The 16,827-nt window shown below is 48.6% G+C and carries 18 protein-coding genes; 14 read left to right on the top strand and 4 right to left on the bottom strand.

Going from position 1 to position 16,827, the window contains the following annotated elements:
- The first annotated feature begins 20 nt into the window (after positions 1-20).
- From MRBLPE1_RS08790 to MRBLPE1_RS08755, 8 genes are all read left to right on the top strand, one after another.
- Positions 21-1,934, top strand: a complete 1,914-nt coding sequence (locus MRBLPE1_RS08790) for an IucA/IucC family protein (protein ID WP_364144131.1) — start codon at positions 21-23, stop codon at positions 1,932-1,934.
- On the top strand, positions 1,912-3,180 hold the full coding sequence (locus MRBLPE1_RS08785; protein WP_364144129.1) for an AMP-binding protein: 1,269 nt from the start codon (positions 1,912-1,914) through the stop codon (positions 3,178-3,180). The genes MRBLPE1_RS08790 and MRBLPE1_RS08785 overlap by 23 nt, the downstream gene beginning before the upstream one ends.
- Positions 3,177-3,470, top strand: coding sequence for an acyl carrier protein (locus MRBLPE1_RS08780; protein ID WP_364144127.1), 294 nt, complete (start codon positions 3,177-3,179; stop codon positions 3,468-3,470). The genes MRBLPE1_RS08785 and MRBLPE1_RS08780 overlap by 4 nt, the downstream gene beginning before the upstream one ends.
- Positions 3,467-4,474 (top strand): DUF6005 family protein, encoded by a 1,008-nt coding sequence (locus MRBLPE1_RS08775; protein ID WP_364144124.1) that lies wholly within the window; start codon positions 3,467-3,469, stop codon positions 4,472-4,474. The genes MRBLPE1_RS08780 and MRBLPE1_RS08775 overlap by 4 nt, the downstream gene beginning before the upstream one ends.
- Complete coding sequence (locus tag MRBLPE1_RS08770) at positions 4,471-5,337, top strand: sugar phosphate isomerase/epimerase family protein (RefSeq protein WP_364144121.1); 867 nt, start codon at positions 4,471-4,473, stop codon at positions 5,335-5,337. The genes MRBLPE1_RS08775 and MRBLPE1_RS08770 overlap by 4 nt, the downstream gene beginning before the upstream one ends.
- A gap of 169 nt (positions 5,338-5,506) precedes the next feature.
- Complete coding sequence (locus MRBLPE1_RS08765; RefSeq protein WP_364144118.1) at positions 5,507-5,803, top strand: antibiotic biosynthesis monooxygenase family protein; 297 nt, start codon at positions 5,507-5,509, stop codon at positions 5,801-5,803.
- 40 nt (positions 5,804-5,843) lie between these two features.
- Positions 5,844-6,254: a DUF4265 domain-containing protein gene (locus tag MRBLPE1_RS08760; RefSeq protein WP_364144115.1), complete on the top strand. Its 411-nt coding sequence runs from the start codon at positions 5,844-5,846 to the stop codon at positions 6,252-6,254.
- 32 nt (positions 6,255-6,286) lie between these two features.
- Positions 6,287-7,069 (top strand): SDR family NAD(P)-dependent oxidoreductase, encoded by a 783-nt coding sequence (locus tag MRBLPE1_RS08755; protein WP_364144113.1) that lies wholly within the window; start codon positions 6,287-6,289, stop codon positions 7,067-7,069.
- Positions 7,070-7,152: 83 nt separating this feature from the next.
- Here the strand turns inward: MRBLPE1_RS08755 and MRBLPE1_RS08750 are convergent, their stop codons facing one another.
- Positions 7,153-7,401 (bottom strand): type B 50S ribosomal protein L31, encoded by a 249-nt coding sequence (locus MRBLPE1_RS08750; protein ID WP_364144111.1) that lies wholly within the window; start codon positions 7,399-7,401, stop codon positions 7,153-7,155.
- A gap of 230 nt (positions 7,402-7,631) precedes the next feature.
- Between MRBLPE1_RS08750 and MRBLPE1_RS08745 the strand changes: the two genes are divergently transcribed.
- Positions 7,632-8,111, top strand: a complete 480-nt coding sequence (locus tag MRBLPE1_RS08745) for a Fur family transcriptional regulator (protein ID WP_364144108.1) — start codon at positions 7,632-7,634, stop codon at positions 8,109-8,111.
- A 255-nt stretch (positions 8,112-8,366) separates the two neighbouring features.
- A complete protein-coding gene (locus MRBLPE1_RS08740) occupies positions 8,367-10,802 on the top strand; it encodes a bifunctional diguanylate cyclase/phosphodiesterase (RefSeq protein ID WP_364144106.1) in 2,436 nt (811 codons plus the stop codon).
- A gap of 58 nt (positions 10,803-10,860) precedes the next feature.
- Here MRBLPE1_RS08740 and MRBLPE1_RS08735 read toward each other — a convergent pair whose 3' ends face one another.
- Together MRBLPE1_RS08735 and MRBLPE1_RS08730 are read right to left on the bottom strand one after the other, a co-directional pair.
- Positions 10,861-11,052 (bottom strand): cysteine-rich CWC family protein, encoded by a 192-nt coding sequence (locus MRBLPE1_RS08735; protein WP_364144104.1) that lies wholly within the window; start codon positions 11,050-11,052, stop codon positions 10,861-10,863.
- A gap of 76 nt (positions 11,053-11,128) precedes the next feature.
- Positions 11,129-11,935 carry a Cof-type HAD-IIB family hydrolase gene (locus MRBLPE1_RS08730; RefSeq protein WP_364144101.1) on the bottom strand — a complete coding sequence of 269 codons (807 nt, stop codon included), beginning with the start codon at positions 11,933-11,935 and terminating at the stop codon, positions 11,129-11,131.
- Between the two features lie 176 nt (positions 11,936-12,111).
- On the opposite strand from MRBLPE1_RS08730, the gene MRBLPE1_RS08725 reads away from it, so the two are divergent.
- The 4 genes from MRBLPE1_RS08725 to MRBLPE1_RS08710 all read left to right on the top strand — a co-directional run bounded on the left by MRBLPE1_RS08725 (position 12,112) and on the right by MRBLPE1_RS08710 (position 15,213).
- Positions 12,112-13,536: a S41 family peptidase gene (locus MRBLPE1_RS08725; protein WP_364144098.1), complete on the top strand. Its 1,425-nt coding sequence runs from the start codon at positions 12,112-12,114 to the stop codon at positions 13,534-13,536.
- A 68-nt stretch (positions 13,537-13,604) separates the two neighbouring features.
- Complete coding sequence (locus MRBLPE1_RS08720; RefSeq protein WP_141500541.1) at positions 13,605-13,826, top strand: DUF1450 domain-containing protein; 222 nt, start codon at positions 13,605-13,607, stop codon at positions 13,824-13,826.
- Between the two features lie 95 nt (positions 13,827-13,921).
- The gene (locus tag MRBLPE1_RS08715; protein WP_364144582.1) at positions 13,922-14,428 is read left to right on the top strand and encodes a ferritin; all 507 of its coding nucleotides are present in this window, start codon (positions 13,922-13,924) and stop codon (positions 14,426-14,428) included.
- A gap of 170 nt (positions 14,429-14,598) precedes the next feature.
- The gene (locus MRBLPE1_RS08710) at positions 14,599-15,213 is read left to right on the top strand and encodes a fumarylacetoacetate hydrolase family protein (protein ID WP_364144095.1); all 615 of its coding nucleotides are present in this window, start codon (positions 14,599-14,601) and stop codon (positions 15,211-15,213) included.
- On the opposite strand, the gene MRBLPE1_RS08705 is transcribed toward MRBLPE1_RS08710, so the two are convergent.
- Positions 15,208-16,797 (bottom strand): PucR family transcriptional regulator, encoded by a 1,590-nt coding sequence (locus tag MRBLPE1_RS08705; RefSeq protein WP_364144092.1) that lies wholly within the window; start codon positions 16,795-16,797, stop codon positions 15,208-15,210. The two genes, MRBLPE1_RS08710 and MRBLPE1_RS08705, sit on opposite strands and share 6 nt — an antisense overlap.
- Positions 16,798-16,827 lie beyond the last annotated feature (30 nt).

Below are 16,827 nucleotides of genomic sequence, written 5' to 3'. Positions count from 1 at the left end.
CATGGAGGAGGAATATAACGTTGCTGCTGCAGGCCTATCAAGCGAGCGAAGCCATTGCTTCGCCTATTTATAATCAAGTAACGGAACGAATCGTTAGGCAGCTGCTGGAGTCGCTGCTCTACGAGCGGGTTATTCAGCCGCGTACGGAAAGCGTAGGCGAGAAGCTCGTTTTTATACTGGAAGGCAAGGATGCCTGCGGAAGCAAAGTGGAATACAGATGCGTGGGCAGAGAGGCCATGACCTTCGGCCGGATAAGGCTTGATCGGCATTCGGTCTCCAGAATGGCGAGAGGCTCTGAAGCGATTGAGCTGCAGCCGGGACAGCTGCTGTTCGAACTTCTTTCTTGGCGCGGGCAGACCCCCGATGAAAACAAGCTTCGCGCGATGGCGGCTGAGCTGGAGCAAACGAGGCTGAAGGATGTGCTTGCCCAATATGAGCGATCCGTTAACCCTCGTAGACTAAACGGTTTATCCTATGACGAGCTCGAGAATGAGGTGATGGACGGCCATCCTTACCATCCCTGCTACAAATCGAGAATAGGCTTCCATTACGAGGATAACTATGCCTACGGTCCGGAATATAATCAGCCCATTCGTCCTTTATGGGTCGCGATGGCGGAATCGATAGGGAAGGCAGCCATTATGGAAGAAATGAGCTTTGAGCAGCTGCTGCAAAGGGAGCTTGGGGATACTCAAACCGCTGCCTTTCGGGAGAAGCTTATTCAATCGGATTGCGATCCGGACCGGTATGTTTGGCTGCCTGTACATCCATGGCAATGGCGGAACAAAATCGTCCCTGCATTTATCGATGAGCTGCATGCCAAGCAATTGGTTCTGCTTGGCAGCGGTACGGATGCTTACCGGGCGCAGCAATCGATACGGACGCTTTCCAATGCCGATAACCGGTCGAAGTCCAGCATTAAGCTGTCCCTACATATACGGAATACGTCCTCCGTCCGCTCGCTGACTCCGCATTCGGTTGTCAGCGCCCCGGCGGTATCGGGCTGGCTGAGTCAGCTCACGCAGGCAGACCCCTATTTAAAGGAGAAGTCGCGCGTCATTATTTTGAAAGAGTTTGCTGGCGTGACCTTCGAGGCCGAGGGAGAGAGCCGCAGCAATAATCCATTGGAACAGGAGCGGTACGGGGCGCTGGGCTGTATTTGGCGCGAGAGCATCCATACGTACTTGGAGAGCGATGAGCAAGCTGTGCCTTTCCACGCGCTGTACGCGCTGGAAGCCGATCAAAAGCCGTTCATTGATCCTTGGATCGAGCAGCATGGGATCGATAACTGGCTGGCGCAGCTGCTTGAAGCAGCCATGCTGCCGGTCGTTCATCTCCTTGTCATGCACGGCATTGCTTTAGAATCGCATGCCCAAAATATGATCCTTGTCCACAAAAACGGCCTTCCGGTGCGGGTTGCGCTCAAGGATTTTCATGAGGGAGTCGAATTTTGCGCCGATGGGGTTAGCACGCTTGTTCCGCCGCCTGACTTTGGAGAAATCCATGCGGCTTACGCACAGGGCAAACTAAATGATTACTACGAAATGAAGGATCGCGCATCGCTTGTCGCGATGACACTGGATGCGCTTTTCATGATTAATTTAGGCGAGCTGGCGCTTATGATGAGCGACAAGTACGGCTACAGGGAGCAAACGTTCTGGAGGCTTGTTGCCGAGGTGCTGCACGCGCATAAGGAACGCTATCCGGAGCAGAAGGATCGGTTCGAGAAATTTGATCTTTACCCGCAGAGCTGTCCTGTCGAGCAGCTCGCGGGCAGCAGGCTGCAGGCTGAGACAGTCGAGTACTGCCATACCGTCGCCAATCCGCTGTTTGCTGCAAAAGAAGAGCTTGCCTTAGCCCATGCCAATCAGCCAGCAGCTGCTGAACCAAACAGAGAGGAGCTGCTTAGCTATGCTGCAGGTCAACCGAAATAAGACATCCGTTACTGATCATGAACGGAACTGGCGATCATACATGCAATTACCGCATCTCCGCGATCCGCTTGGCAAGCGATATGCCTTATGTATAGCCGATGCCTCTTCGCTAATCTCGCTCGTGCTCTATTTAAAGGAGAATGGAGGCTCTATTCTGCTGATACATGCCAACACGCCGCTCGAGACGGCCAGAGCGACAATGAGCGATGCAGGCTGTGCTGGCTTGTTATTCGGCGATCCAACGAATTTTTACGCCAATCGGGAGCAATCGGTTATAGCGGACAGCGAGGCAAAGGTGTACCAGTTTAGCTCAGGGACGACAGGCCGTCCCAAGCTAATCGGACGCAGCTGGCACGCGATTAACGAAGAAATAGCGGCTTATAATGAAGCGATCGGGCTGGAAGCCTGGAGCACGCCGATCGTTTTGACGCCGGTAACCCATTCTTACGGGCTGCTTTGCGGAGTGCTGGCTTCCCTTGCCAGAGGAGCAGAGCCAATTATCGTAACGAATGCGAATCCCAAGCTGACGCTTGGATTGATCCGCGACTTTCCCGACCATATCGTTTATGGCGTTCCGGCACAGCTGCAGGCGCTTGCCGCCTTGAGCCAACCGCAGCCAGCGCTGCGGCGCCTAATTAGTTCAGGCATGCCGATGTCCTTGCAGCAATTTGAGCTGCTCAGCCAAAGCGGATGCACGCTGCTGCAGCAATACGGCTGCTCGGAAGCGGGTTGTATCAGTCTATCTGCTTCCATGCAGTCGCCGCATGATTTAGGCGTTCCCCTGCGCCAATGGAATGTTAGCGCAAACGGGCCGGTTCAAGAGGAGCACAAGCAGGGCATGCCGGCAGAGCTGGTTGCCGAGTCGGATGGACTGACCGTACGAACGGGAGACCTCGGGCTGGTGAACGAGGACGGTTCCCTTACATTCGTATCCAGAATGGATGATGTCATCAATGTAGGCGGCTTGAAGGTGTACCCGTTAGAGGTAGAAGAAGTAATCGCATCTATGCCTGGCATTAAGGAAAATGTCATTTATCGCGGAAGCCACCCGGTCTCGGGCGATAAAGTGAAATGCATGGCCGTCGCCGAGGAAGCGATGATGCCGGAAGCGCTGCGGGAGTGGTGCTTGAAGCGGCTGCCGGCGTATAAGGTTCCTCTGGACATTTCTTTTGTAACCGTTATTCCGAAGGGTGCCACGGGAAAAATAAGCAGACGCCAATTAGAGCAGGAGGAGGCTGTGCAATGATAAGAGCGGAGGCCAAGGAGCAGCTGGAGCAATTGCTCATCAACCGCCTTGCATCTGAGGCTGCGGGAAAGCTGCGGCCGCTGGAGGAAAACGTGCGGCTGAATGAGGATCTATATCTGGACTCGGTTATGATTCTTCAGCTTATCGTATATATCGAGGAGGATATGAGACTATTCGTGCCGGAGGATGAGGTAGACCCCGGCGTGTTTGATACGGTCGGCTCGCTGCTTGATTTCATGATGCAGCTTGAATCCTTGGATTTGAATGTGGCAGGTGATCTTGGAAGGTGACGAAGCAGCCGCTTGAAGGTGAAGAATCAATAAAGGTCCACTGCTTGATCAGCTGCCTGTGCGAGATCGTGAAAAGGAATAGCGGCGTAGATTACAGACCTTTTTATTTCGGGATATGGGATGGCGATTTTGTCGTAAATGAACGCGGGGAGCTGTCTTATTTCTCCGAGGAGATTACGCATGAAGCCTATTTGGAGTGGTATGAGCAGCTGTTCGGCCTGCCGGTGCACGAATGGTACGATTTCACCCGCAGCAAGGAGGATAACGTGAATGTCCTGCTGCAGCTGCTGGACGGGAAACCGGAGCACCGTTCGGTCATCGTGCATATCGATATGGCGTTAATGCCGGAGAGAGAGAATAAGTTCCACCAGAAGCCCTTTCCTCATTTTCTAATGATTGAGAAGACCGATAATGAAGAGGAATGGTTTATGCGCGATCCTGATTTTCGCTGGGAGGGCATCGTTCGGCGAGAGCGCGTACTCGAAGCCGTAAGAGGCAACGCGTTCGGCGGCGGCTATTACATCGATGCCGTGAAGGTGCAAGAGCCTTCAAAGGAAAGCGTAGAACGCTTATTTCTGTCTACATTTAAAGGAGAACGCAATGAGCTGACAGAGCGGATTAAGGGTATCGTCGCCGAGCTCTCGGCATCCGGAGAGGCGGCGCAGCTTCGCCGGCTTACGCCAGCGCTGCGCCAGCTCAAAGTGCTCGCTATTCGCAAATACGGCTATGAGCATGCATTCATGTATTTGATGCCGGAGCGGGATCCTGGCAATCCCGAATTCCTAGGATATTGCGACTTGATCGAAGAGCTGGTACAAGGATATACAACCGTTCAGTTTTTGGCGATTAAATTAGCTACGACACATCGGCTGGAGCTTGTAAAACAAATAAATGCCCATTTGGAACGAATAGACGGCGTCGAGAAACAAATAAAACAAGGGCTCGAGCAATATTTCATCCGATGGCGCGGGCTGAAGCCTGTTCAAGCGGGAGGGATTTTATGAAAATAGCTTTATGCACGATCTCGTTCCGCCATCAGCTAATATCCTTCGAGGAATTGATTGCGTTCGCTGCGTCTCAGGGCTTTAACGGGATTGAGCTATGGGGCACGCATGCCCGAAGCATGCTGGAAACAAGCGAACGTGCCGGCTATTCGGAGGATCCGAGGACTTTGTTGAAGCAGAGCGGGATGGCGGTCTCGATGCTCAGCGATTATCTGAATATTGCGCTCGATATTCCGCTTTCCCAGATCGAGGAGCAAACGGAGCGTGTCATTGCGCTTGCTGACTGGTTTGGAGTGAGCCGAATCCGAACGTTTGCGGGCGAGCGGCCGAGCTTTGGCGTTACCGAGCGGGAATGGACGCAATATATCGAGCGATTGCAGTTCGTGGGCGATCTATGTGCCGTCAAAGGGAAAAGATTGCTGCTCGAGACGCATCCGGGCACGCTGGCCGATCATCTGGGAAGCACGCTGCGCCTGATGAAAGAGCTGAAGCATCCGTCGATCGGCCTTAATTTGGATTTCTTCCATCTTTGGGAATCAGGAACAGATCCGTTAATCTCGCTTGAGCGGCTTGATCCTTGGGTGGATTATTATCATTTGAAAAATATAACCTCGCTGCAGCATGCCAGGCTGTTCGAGCCGAATAACGTTTATTCGCCAAGCGGCGACCGCAGAGGAATGGTTCCAATCACCGAAGGAGCCATCGATTACCGTCCCGTTTTGGAGCAAATGAAACGTCTCGCTTCCTTTAAGCAAGCGGAGCGATATGCTTCGCTGGAATGGTTCGGCGGAAATACAAAGGATGTGTTAACCCGGGATATCGGGTACATTCGCAAGGTGCAGTCCGCGCTGCCTATTGGATGAACACTCAAAAGAACGGTTGACCGTTGCATTATGAACAGTCAGCGGTTCTTTTTTTTTTGAAAGCGGGGTGCATGGCCTTTGCGTCTGTCGCGTCAGGTTTAGCGGATAGCTTGTGGTGTTTTTCGGGCAATTGGTTTATGCTAGATTGATAGATAAAGGAGCTGGTCATATGATTTTAGAGGTAGCTGTTTTACAAGTGAAAGAGGGCCTGTCTGATGAATTCGAACGCGATTTCAAACTCGCTTCAGCCATTATTTCCAGCATGAAGGGCTATCGAGGCCATGAGCTTCAAAAGTGCATTGAGGAAAGCCATAAATATATATTGCTCGTAAGATGGGAAACGTTAGAGGATCATACGGAGGGCTTTCGCGGATCAGCGGCGTATATGGAGTGGAAGAAACTGCTGCATCACTACTACGACCCGTTTCCGGCCGTGGAGCATTTTATGAATGTGGATATTAGCTAGAATGGCTTTCGGGTAGCTTCACTGAATATAGACATAGAGGGTGAGCAGCATTCAAGATTTTATACCGTTGCATCTATGCTTTGACGGCTTAGGCCAAGAGGTAGAGGTACTAGATGTCATTCAACTGGATGAAGACTTATATCGCATAGAGGAAAATCCTGTATTTACGGAAAACGTAGCTTTCGGGGACGTCATTCGGGTAAAAACGATCGAGGATGTTTCCATGTACATAGAAACCATAGAGAAGTCTACGTTTACGCGGCATAATTGGCTGCTGAGCAGAGAGGTTATTTACTCCTTGGAGCTCAAAATGCTAAAAAATAAAATCCGTGACTGGCAGGGGAAGTCGCAGCAGGTCTTCGGCGGTATCTTTATCGTGAATCTGCCTGCCCATACGGAAATCGATATCAACGACGAGGTTCAGAAGGTTATAAAGATGGTTCAAAAATAAATCGACGGTCAGCAGCAAAGGAGGAAAAGGGTATGGAGCTTGGATTACATGGAAAAGTAGCGATTATTACGGGCGGAAGCAAGGGGATCGGCCTTGCAACGGCATTGCTGCTCGCATCCGAAGGAGCGGAGATTGCCATCGTCGCACGGGAGGAGAATTCGCTTCGCAGCGCGGCGGAGCAAATCAAGGAGCAGACTGGCAAAGCGGCGCTGACGATCAGCGCGGATGTCTCGAAGGCGGGGGAGGCAGCACGGGCGGTTGCGGAAACGATCGCAAAATTCGGCGGCGTTCATATTCTTATAAATAATGCAGGAACATCGGCGGCCCGCCCGTTTGAGCAGGTGGAAAATGAAGCGTGGGCGGCCGATTTGGACTTAAAGCTGCTTGGAGCCGTTCAATTTTCCCAAGCCGTGCTGCCCTATATGCGCAAAGCAGGCGGCGGTGCCATCGTCAACGTTACGGCGATAGGCGGAAAAACGCCAGGCGCCTCCTCGCTGCCAACCTCGGTCAGCCGCGCGGCAGGGCTGGCGCTTACGAAAGCGATGAGCAAGGACTTGGCTGCGGATCGCATCCGCGTGAACGCGGTATGCATCGGTCTCATTCGCAGCGCCCAAATCGAGCGGATGTGGCAAGCTAAGGCGCCCGAGCTAAGCTGGGAGGAGTTCGCAGCCGATCCGCGCCACGGCATACCGCTGGGGCGAATAGGCAATGCGCGGGAAGCGGCCAATGTAATCGGCTTCCTTGTTTCTGAAGCGGCATCCTTCGTGACGGGAACCTCGGTGAATATAGACGGAGGCCTGTCTGCGGTGCTCTAGACGATTATGTTAAATAGAAGAGAAGCTCCGGCATTACGCCTGCAGCTAGGCATACTGTCGGTGCTTCACTTTAAAAAATGAGCTTATTTCTTTTGTTGAATACGTTGGTTAAAGCGATCGACGCGTCCGCCTTTGTCGGTATTGCGTTGTTTGCCGGTATAGAACGGATGCGAAGCAGAGCTTGTGTCTACGCGGATAACGGGATAGCTGTTGCCGTCTTCCCATTCCATTTTTTCATTCGACGATTTCGTGGAGCCCGTCAAAAATTTGTAACCGCTGCTTACATCAAAAAACAACACCTGGTGGTAAGTGGGATGTATTCCTTGCTTCATTGTCTTCACCCGTCCTTTATTAGTAATAATTACGAATTATCTGTGGGTATATCATAATCGATAATTGTTATTCATGTCAAGGAGGCGGCAGGAGGGGCTATAAAAATATGGTATTTGCTAATTTCGTTAAAGTGTACTACCATTAAATTATAATCATTCTAAAAGTAAGCCTTTACATCTTTTCGTTTGCAGTCATGTACGGGCTTTAGAATAAGAGGAGGTAACTCTGCATGTTAAACATCACGGCAGAAATGGATCGGATAAACCGCCATTTGATGGCGAACGGATATAAACTGACGACTCAGCGTGAGATTATATTGCGAGTGCTGCTCGAGAACGAAATGGACCATTTGAGCGCAGAAGGCGTCTTCATGCTCGTAAAGCAAAAATATTCCGAGATTGGTCTTGCGACCGTATATCGTACGCTCGAGCTGCTCGCAGAGCTTCATGTCGTTGAAAAAATGAATTTCGGAGACGGCGTAGCGCGTTATGATCTTCGCGAGGAAGGGCATGAGCATATGCATCATCACCTTATTTGCGATGAATGCGGCTCGCTCACTGAAATCAAAGAGGATTGGTTGAGCGAGATCGAACAGCGCATTGAACGGGAATTTGGTTTTAAGGTGATCGATCACCGGCTTGATTTTACAGGAACCTATAAATCATGCGGCAAGGGCGAATGCAAGCGGGGCCGCAAAGCCGTGTCATAAGCTGGAATATAAATTGGAGCCTTTCCGCTGTAAATGGGAGAGGCTCTATTGTTATGCGGACAATCTTCCGTTCGCAAACCATAGGGTTCTACTATACATAAATCATAAAAATGTACCTGGAATGCATATGGACAGGATTCAATGCGTATTATTGCCATTATTATTCAATATTTTATTAAAAAAATGATATAACCTATTGTATAATAAAAGAGTGCTCTTACAGATTGCTATTTTACACAGAACTGAGGGGATGAAATGGAGCATGTTCACGGAACATATGATAGTTTGTTAGTCATTTTTTCATATCTTATTGCGGTAATGGCTTCGTATACGGCACTTGACTTGGCAGGCAGGGTAAGCACCTCCAAAGGCAGTACGAGGATTAAGTGGCTGATGTTCGGCGCGGCTTCGATGGGGATGGGAATATGGTCCATGCATTTTATCGGCATGCTCGCATTAACGCTTCCCATTTCGGTAGAATATGATTTAGTCATCGTGCTGCTGTCTGTTTTCGCTGCCATCGGCGCAGCATTTATTGCGCTTTTTGTTGTTGGGCGCAGCGAGCTGACGGGTATCCAGCTGCTAATAGGCGGTTTGCTGCTCGCAACGGGAATCTCGGTTATGCATTACGTCGGGATGGCGGCGATGCTGATACCTATTACATATGATCCATTCACCTTCGTGCTTTCTATTCTGATTGCGTTTGGCGCATCGATCGCGGCTTTATGGCTGTCTTTTTATTTCCGGAAAGGCGACCAGCAAGGGGAGCTGTGGAAGAAGCTTGCAAGCGGCGCAATTATGGGAGCAGCTATCGTAGGCATGCATTTTACGGGCATGCAGGCTGCCAATTTTCATAACAGCAGCAAGTCGGTGCTTTTTTACAGCGTGATTTTGGATCAAAAATGGCTGGCGTATTTTATTTCGGCAGGCACCTTTTTTACACTCGGCTTTTCTCTATTAGGCATCTATATTTCGAAGCGGCTTGCACGCAAGGATTCTGAAATCGAGCAAAACGAGAAGTGGTATAGGTCGCTGTACGAAAATAATCAAGATGGCATAGTATCCGTCGATTTGCAGCGACGGGTCATAAGCCATAATTCCATTGCTCTGCAAATAACGGGCTATAACACCAAAGAGGTCGTTAACCAGCCGATTTCCACGTTGAACGAAATCATTATCCCGGAAGACCAGGAACGCGTGAAACAGATGTTTCAGCGGTCATTCGAAGGTGAAACGTTAAATCATGAAACCTCGATTATCCGTACAGACGGAAAGAGACTCGATCTAAGCGTTACGAATGTGCCGGTTATAATCGAAGGCAGCGTGGTGGGCAGCTATATCATTTTTAAAGATATTACCGAAGAGAAGCAGGCGAAGAATCGAATCAATCATCTGGCCTTCCATGATGAGCTGACGGGCTTGCCCAACCGCCGCATGTTTAATAAAAACATTGCCGAGGCCATAGCGGAGAACAACGAAGCCCCGCTGCCATTTGCCGTCATGGTGCTTGATATCGACCGTTTTAAAATGATTAATGACTCGCTTGGCCATACGGTTGGCGATCAATTTCTGCAAGAAGTAAGCATGCGCATCCAGAAAGAGTTAAAGGGGCATGATGCCATGCTGGCGCGTATGGGCGGAGATGAATTCACGCTGCTTTGCCGTCATTATGACTCGCTGGAGACCATCGAGCTTTTGGCTAAAAAGATCATAAAGACGATTCAAACGCCGTACCGTTTGATGGACAACGACTTTTACGTTTCCGCGAGCATTGGCATCTCTTTGTTTCCGAGAGATGGACAAGACGCTATTCAACTGCTGAAAAATGCCGACACGGCCATGTACGAGGTAAAGAAAAAAGGCAAAAACGACTATTTATTTTACTCTGACGAGCTCGATCAGAAGCTGCTTGAGAAAATTGAATTAGAAGGCGATCTTAGGAAAGCAATCGAACGGGGCGAGTTGCTGCTGCATTATCAACCGCAAATCCGGACCGAGGATCATGCGATGATCGGAATCGAGGCACTCGTGCGCTGGGAGCATCCGACCAAGGGAATGTTAAGTCCCGGCCTCTTTATCCCGATTGCGGAAGAGACTGGACTTATTTATGAAATGGGGACGTGGGTGCTGCGCGAAGCCTGCCGGCAAATGCGGATGTGGCATGATGAAGGCGGACCGCTTATTCCGATTTCCGTCAATTTGTCCTCGCAGCAATTCCATCAGCCCCAGTTGGCGGAATATATCATGGCTATTTTGGAAGAGACAGGCCTGGAACCGAAGTTTTTGGAGCTGGAAATTACGGAAAGCATGATGATGGACGCCTCGATTTCAAGCAGCATTTTAAACCAGCTCAACGAATACGGAATAAGAATCAGCTTGGATGATTTCGGTACGGGCTACAGCTCGCTTAGCTATTTGAAAATGTTTCCTATTCATAAGGTGAAGATCGACCGGTCCTTTATTCGGGATATTACGGAGAACAACAACGACAGGGCGATCGTGTCAACGATTATCGCCATGGCGCAGCATTTGAACATGGAGGTTATCGCGGAGGGCATCGAAACGAAGGACCAGCTTGATATTTTAACGGACAATGCGTGCAGTAAGATTCAAGGCTATTATTTCAGCAAGCCGTTATCGGCAGGCACGGTAGAGCAGCGTTTCTTCATACCCGGACGAAAAGAAAAATAAATAAGAGGCTGTTTAGGGCAAGCAGTGTGCCTGAACAGCCTTAGCGGTATTTTTCCTCCTAGGTCATAACATCATCCCGAAAGGCCGAAGCGCATAATTTGCAAATGCAGGCTTTGCCGCGCTGCGGTTCCGGAAGCTTCTGAAGCAGCTCTTTCGGGAATTGCTCATGGAAGCACCAGCAAACTTCCTGTTTATCTTCGAAGGCTTTAATCCCGCATTCATTGGGCCTGCCGCATAACGGACAATTCATTAGCACGCGCTCCTTATTCTAACGAAACAGCCCCTTCGCTTGAGCGAAAGGGCTGTTTCGCATATTTTATCTGAAATTATTCAGACGCTGCTTGCAGCACGAACTTCTCAATGACGTGGCGAACGCCTTCCTCGTTATTCGACAGCGTGACATAGTCAGCGATATCCTTAAGGGATTGAATGGCGTTCCCCATCGCTACGCCTAGGCCGGCAGCAAGAATCATTTCATTGTCATTCCAAGCATCGCCGAGGGCAATGGTTTGATCCATGGTGCAGCCCAAATGCTCGGCCATAAATTTCAAGGCATGACCTTTCGTGCCTTCCTTATGCATAAACTCGAGATAATGCGCCTTCGATTTTGTAATATGCACGCGGTCGCCAACTTGAAGCTTAAGCTGCTCAGCGATTTCGTCGAGGCGTGAGGGCTCGTCGATCATCAGCATTTTATTCATCGGAAAGTCCAGCAATTTATTGAAATCAGGCTCGATTTTGTAAGGGATGTTGGAGAGCTTGGAATAAGCTTTTATTTTATCGTTGTCCTCGGTTCCGTAAAGCTCGTCATCGACATAAAGCTGCAGATGAAGTCCGTTTTCCTCGGCAAATGCGTGAATCTCCTTAGCCGCATCGATAGGGACGTTTCTTTCATATAATACTTGTCCGTCCAGCAGCGTTTTGACGAGGGCTCCTTGATAAGTAATAATAGGAACATTGAGATCGATTTGCTTAGCGATCTTTTGAGCGGAAGCAAACATGCGTCCGGTTGCCAGCGTTACCGTTACGCCTTGGGCGATAGCGGATTCCATGGCTTGCTTGGTGCCCTCCGTTACGATTAGATCATCCGTTAATAACGTGTCGTCAACATCAATTGCGATAAGTTTATACATACTAGCGGTGAAGCTCCTCTCCAGCTCTTTATAGTTAAGATTAGGTTGATTGTAGCTAAAATGCACCACACATACAAGACTAAGCGCGTGCTTTCGAAGTAAGTTTTACTTCGTAAAACCAAGCGTATGCTTTCGAAGTAAGTTTTGCTTCACAAAACTTTGTAGGAGATGAACAGATGAACTATTTTACATCAGCGGCTGCGAAACAACGGTTTCTTTCATTTTGCGTACTGGGGGCGGTCTTGTTTACGGCCATTGGTTTTGCAATCGGGCTTCTTTGGATGGGAAATCGTTACCCGATGCTGAAAGAACCGGCCTTTCAGCAATTTACGGTCACATACAACAAAATAATAAATGATTATTTGAACGGAGCAGAGCCGAAGAAGCTTATCAACGGTGCGGCGGTAGGCATGGTCAGCTCGCTCGAGGACCCTTATTCCCGATATTTGGTCGAGGAGAAGGGCGACGCGTACACGCAGTCCTATGAAGGCGAAATATTCGGCATCGGTGCCGAGATCCGTGAAGAAGAGGGCGAGTTCGTCATTAACGGACTTACGAAAGGGGCTCCTGCCGAACGCGGAGGCTTGCTGCCGGGTGACATTATTATTTCCGTGGATAATCAGAAGCTGAGCGGCAAGACGTTTGAAGAGCTGCTCGGCATTATTAGAGGCAAGGAAGGAACATCCGTGTCGCTGCAGGTGCAAAGACCGAATCAGGCAGAGCTCATTTCTTTGACATTGAAGCGGGAAGCAATACCTGTACATACCGTTACATCGGAGCTTCTGGAGGGCGGGATCGGCCATGTGACGATCAGCCGGTTTGCCGAGAAAACGGCGGATGAATTTGAAGCTGCAATCAAGGAGCTGCAGGAGAAGCAGCCGCTTAAGGGCTTGCTGCTCGACATGCGCTCAAATCCGGGCGGGCTGCTGCAGCCTACGATCAAGATTGCAAGCACTCTTATTCCAAAGGATAAGGTAATTCTGAATGTCGTGTACAAAAACGAGCGTCAAACCATTTCCTACAAGTCGAAGCAGGAGAAGGATTGGACCATTCCGATTGCCGTGCTCGTAAACGGGCAGTCCGCCAGCGCGAGCGAGGTGCTGACCGCAGCTTTGAAGGAGTCAGCGGGGGCAACGGTTATCGGGGAGAAAACGTATGGCAAAGGTGTCGTGCAAGGCTTTAATCAATTTAAGGACGGCTCCGTCCTGAGCTTGACCGAAGCGCAGTGGAAGACGCCAGCAGGTACTTGGATCAACAAAACAGGCGTATCGCCGGATTTTGCCGTGTCGCTTCCTGCCTATACGGAGCTAAGGCCGCTTGCGATCGGTACGGATATGAAGGTGGGCAGCTACGGCGAGGACGTGAAGACGCTGCAGTTGATGCTGAAGGAGCTTGGTTATACGCCGGCCGGACAAGAAGGGATGTTCGACAAACAGACTTCGGAGGCATTGCGGAAATTCCAAACGGCCGAAAAGCTTGAGGCTACTGGAAGCTTTAACGACAAAACGGGCTATCAGCTCCTCGAGAGACTTCGGGAGAAGCTTGCCAAAGAGGATAGCCAGCTCATAAAAGGACTAGAGGTACTTAAAAATCGCAGTTGACAACGGGGATGATAATCATTATCATCAAGTAGAAAGCAAATCCTTCGTTGCGCTGCGGGGTGAATCGGATGAAGAAGATTAAGTATTGCAAAAGGAATCTAAAAAACGGCTCGGAACCGATTTATAAGGCAATGAAAAATCGATATCCGGACATCAAGCAGAAGAAAAGCGATTGTCTAGGCGATTGCAAAACCTGTAAGCTGGAGTGTTTCGTCGTCATTAAGTCGAAGACGGTTAGCGCGCCGTCAGCAGAGAAGCTCTACAAGCGGTTAAAGAAAATGATTGGATAATCATTTCATATGGATACATTTACAAGAACGGCATTTGCCGTTCTTTATTTTTATGTTAGAATAAGTACAATCTAGGAAGGTTGAGGTGCATGAGCATGAATGATGGACTAGCAGAAGCATTAAATGAACAAATGAACTTTGAATTTTATTCAGCGCATGTGTATCTTGCGATGGCAGCGTATTGTTCCGGTGAAAGTCTTGACGGTTTCGCTAACTTCTTCATTGTACAAGCAGAGGAAGAACGGTTTCATGCTATGAAGATCTATAAATTTCTGAACGACCGCGGCCGTCGCGCTACGCTATCCGCTCTTGGAGAGCCGAATAACGAGTACGCGTCTATCCTTGACACGTTCGAGCAAGGCTACGGTCACGAGCAGCAAAATACGAAACGTTTCTACAATTTGTCTGATCTTGCTATCAATGATCGCGAGCATGCGACGATCAACTTTCTCAAATGGTTTATCGACGAGCAGGTAGAAGAAGAAGCACTCTTCGATAACATTATCCATAAGCTGAAGCGCATCGATAAGGACAGTAACGCGTTCTATATGCTGGACGCTGAGTTTGCTGGGCGCTCCTTCACGCCGCCAGCGGCGCTGTAGATCGGACTGGCAAGCAATAGTAAATAAAGGAGAGACCGTCTGCGCAGTAGAACCTTCTACTCGTGAAACGGTCTCTTTCTACTTTTATATAGATTTGACGGGGGTTATGCAGTAAAGTCTTATAGGGAATACCGGACAACTCATGCTCATTAAAAGGAGAAGAAGCAGCAATGAATATAAAGGGATATATGCGGAATACGCGTAAAATAATCGGAGTCGGTCCCAATTTTAAAGCGTTCCGAGCGCAAAAGGGAATTACGCATGAAGAAGATCCCTTCTTGTTCTTAAAAACGCCTGAAAGTTTGACGAATGAGCGAGACATCTTTATATCACCGCTCTTAACAGAATTTATTTGTGAGGTCGAGATGGCTGTCATTATCGGCCAAGATGCGAAACATGTTGCAGAGCATGAGGCTGCATCCATCATAGCGGGTTACGCTATTGCAAATGATATTACGGCTAGTGCACATTTTAATAGCGGTCGTTTTAAGATGTTCGACCAAATGACACCGATTGGAGCAGTGGCAGCAATCGAGGATCCTTGTAATGTCGATTTGGAAATGTGGGTGAACGGATCTCTCATTCAAAAGGATAATACGTCAAACTTGTTATTTCCAGCTCACTGGCTAGTGTCGCATATTTCAAGCATGACTAAGCTAATGAAGGGCGATATCATTTTGACAGGGACCCCAGCTAACCCGTTAGCTTGCCAGATTGGCGATGTAATTGAGTTAAGGAGCCCTCAGCTAGGCAATCATAAGCATACGATCCATCAGGAGCTATGATCCCATCATAGTTCCTTTTTTGTTTGAAAAAGCAAATACTTTGACGGCCATTTGCAGTTGAAAGCGCATATCGGGATCCTTTAAATTGATTTGCAGTAAGCTTTGAATGCGGTCTAACCGGTATACGATTGAGTTATAATGGCAAAAAAGCGCGCTCGCACTTTCTTTTATATTGCCGCCGTATTGCAAGTAGACGATTAACGTTTCAACTAATTTGGAGTGGTGATGATTGTCATGGTCCTGCAGAGGCTGGATGTACTGAAATAATTGCTTTTTAATGGATTCTTGATCCGATAGAACGTGGAAAATGGGAAACATGCCAAGCTTATCGTAGTAACAAATGATTTCGCTGGGTTGAATAAACACCCATAATTCTAGTGCGCTAACGGCTTCTTTATAGCCTTCGTGAATGTGATTAATCGTTTTGACGCTGCTGATCCCTAATCGAAGGGCAGGCATTTTTAAACAAAGGCTAAGCTCAGCATGAATCCTGCTATACACGTTTGAATCGGCTGTGAGATGTTTGGGGATGAGCAGCACCCATACATTGCCTAGATTAAGCATAATGATTCTCTGCATAATGCAATAACTCTTTGCCCTCATAATTTCTCTTTGCGAATAAGGGATAAGGTTTGAGGTCAGGCAAACGCTATAATCGGATTCTAGTTGAAGTCCGGAGGTAGCTGACTGAAGAGCGATTACTTGCGGATCCGTTATTTCACCAAGTATCCACGTTTTTAGAAATAAGTCTTTGCGGTGATCTTCCAGGCTGCTCAATGAATGCTGTTTACTTAGGTGTAAGGTCAATAAGTTTACCGTGTGCTGAAGCAGCAGCTGCAGCGGCTCCCAATCCTCCTCGCGGCATCCCCGACATATCAAATATGCCATCGTTTCTTTGTTTCTCTCAATGGGAATATAGAGCTTAGCCTTATCGTTATCGAGCCAAAAGCAAGGAAGCGTGCTCGCTAGCGACTTCAGATAGGCTGGAATAAGTCGAGTTGATTCCGGCCAAGCATGGGTCAGAGCAGCCCCTTGAGGTAAAGCCTCGGACTCGCAGGTGATGAAATCGGCGTGCAGCCCTGTACATTTAATAAAGGTATCCATAAATGTTTTGATATTTTCACCCATAATCAAAGTGCTCGTTAGCAGTTGGATTTTATTATGCTGCTCTACAAGCCATTTGGAATTGTTTTGGAGTACCTCCTCCAGAACATCAGAAATCGTTTGGGAATAACCGATTTGGTAGGCTAGCTCTAATATGGGAAGTCCATATTCATTCGAGAGGTCAATCATTTTCTTTGGAACCTGAGGAAGGTATCGCTTTGTTTTAATGCCGATCGCTGCAATGCCATTTTCAGAGAGCTTAGGAATTAATTCATTTTGAGCGTTAGGATTATCTTTAATCGAATAAGCGGTCGTAAGCAGTAAATCACCATGACGTACCCAATTAAAAACGTCGGGGACTTCCATCACGTTTATGTTTGTTATACGACGATGCAAACCGTTCGCACCGCTAATAACCGGCTGGCTTCCAAACAAGTAAGGTCTATGCGTAATTAATTCTTGAACACTAATACCACTCATGCCATCGTCCTCCCCATGCATTTTATGTTA

Source organism: Paenibacillus sp. LPE1-1-1.1 (assembly GCF_040676435.1).
Taxonomy (GTDB): Bacteria; Bacillota; Bacilli; order Paenibacillales; family Paenibacillaceae; genus Pristimantibacillus.
Note: the sequence above shows the minus strand (reverse complement) of the source record. Positions and strands in the feature narration are given on the sequence as shown.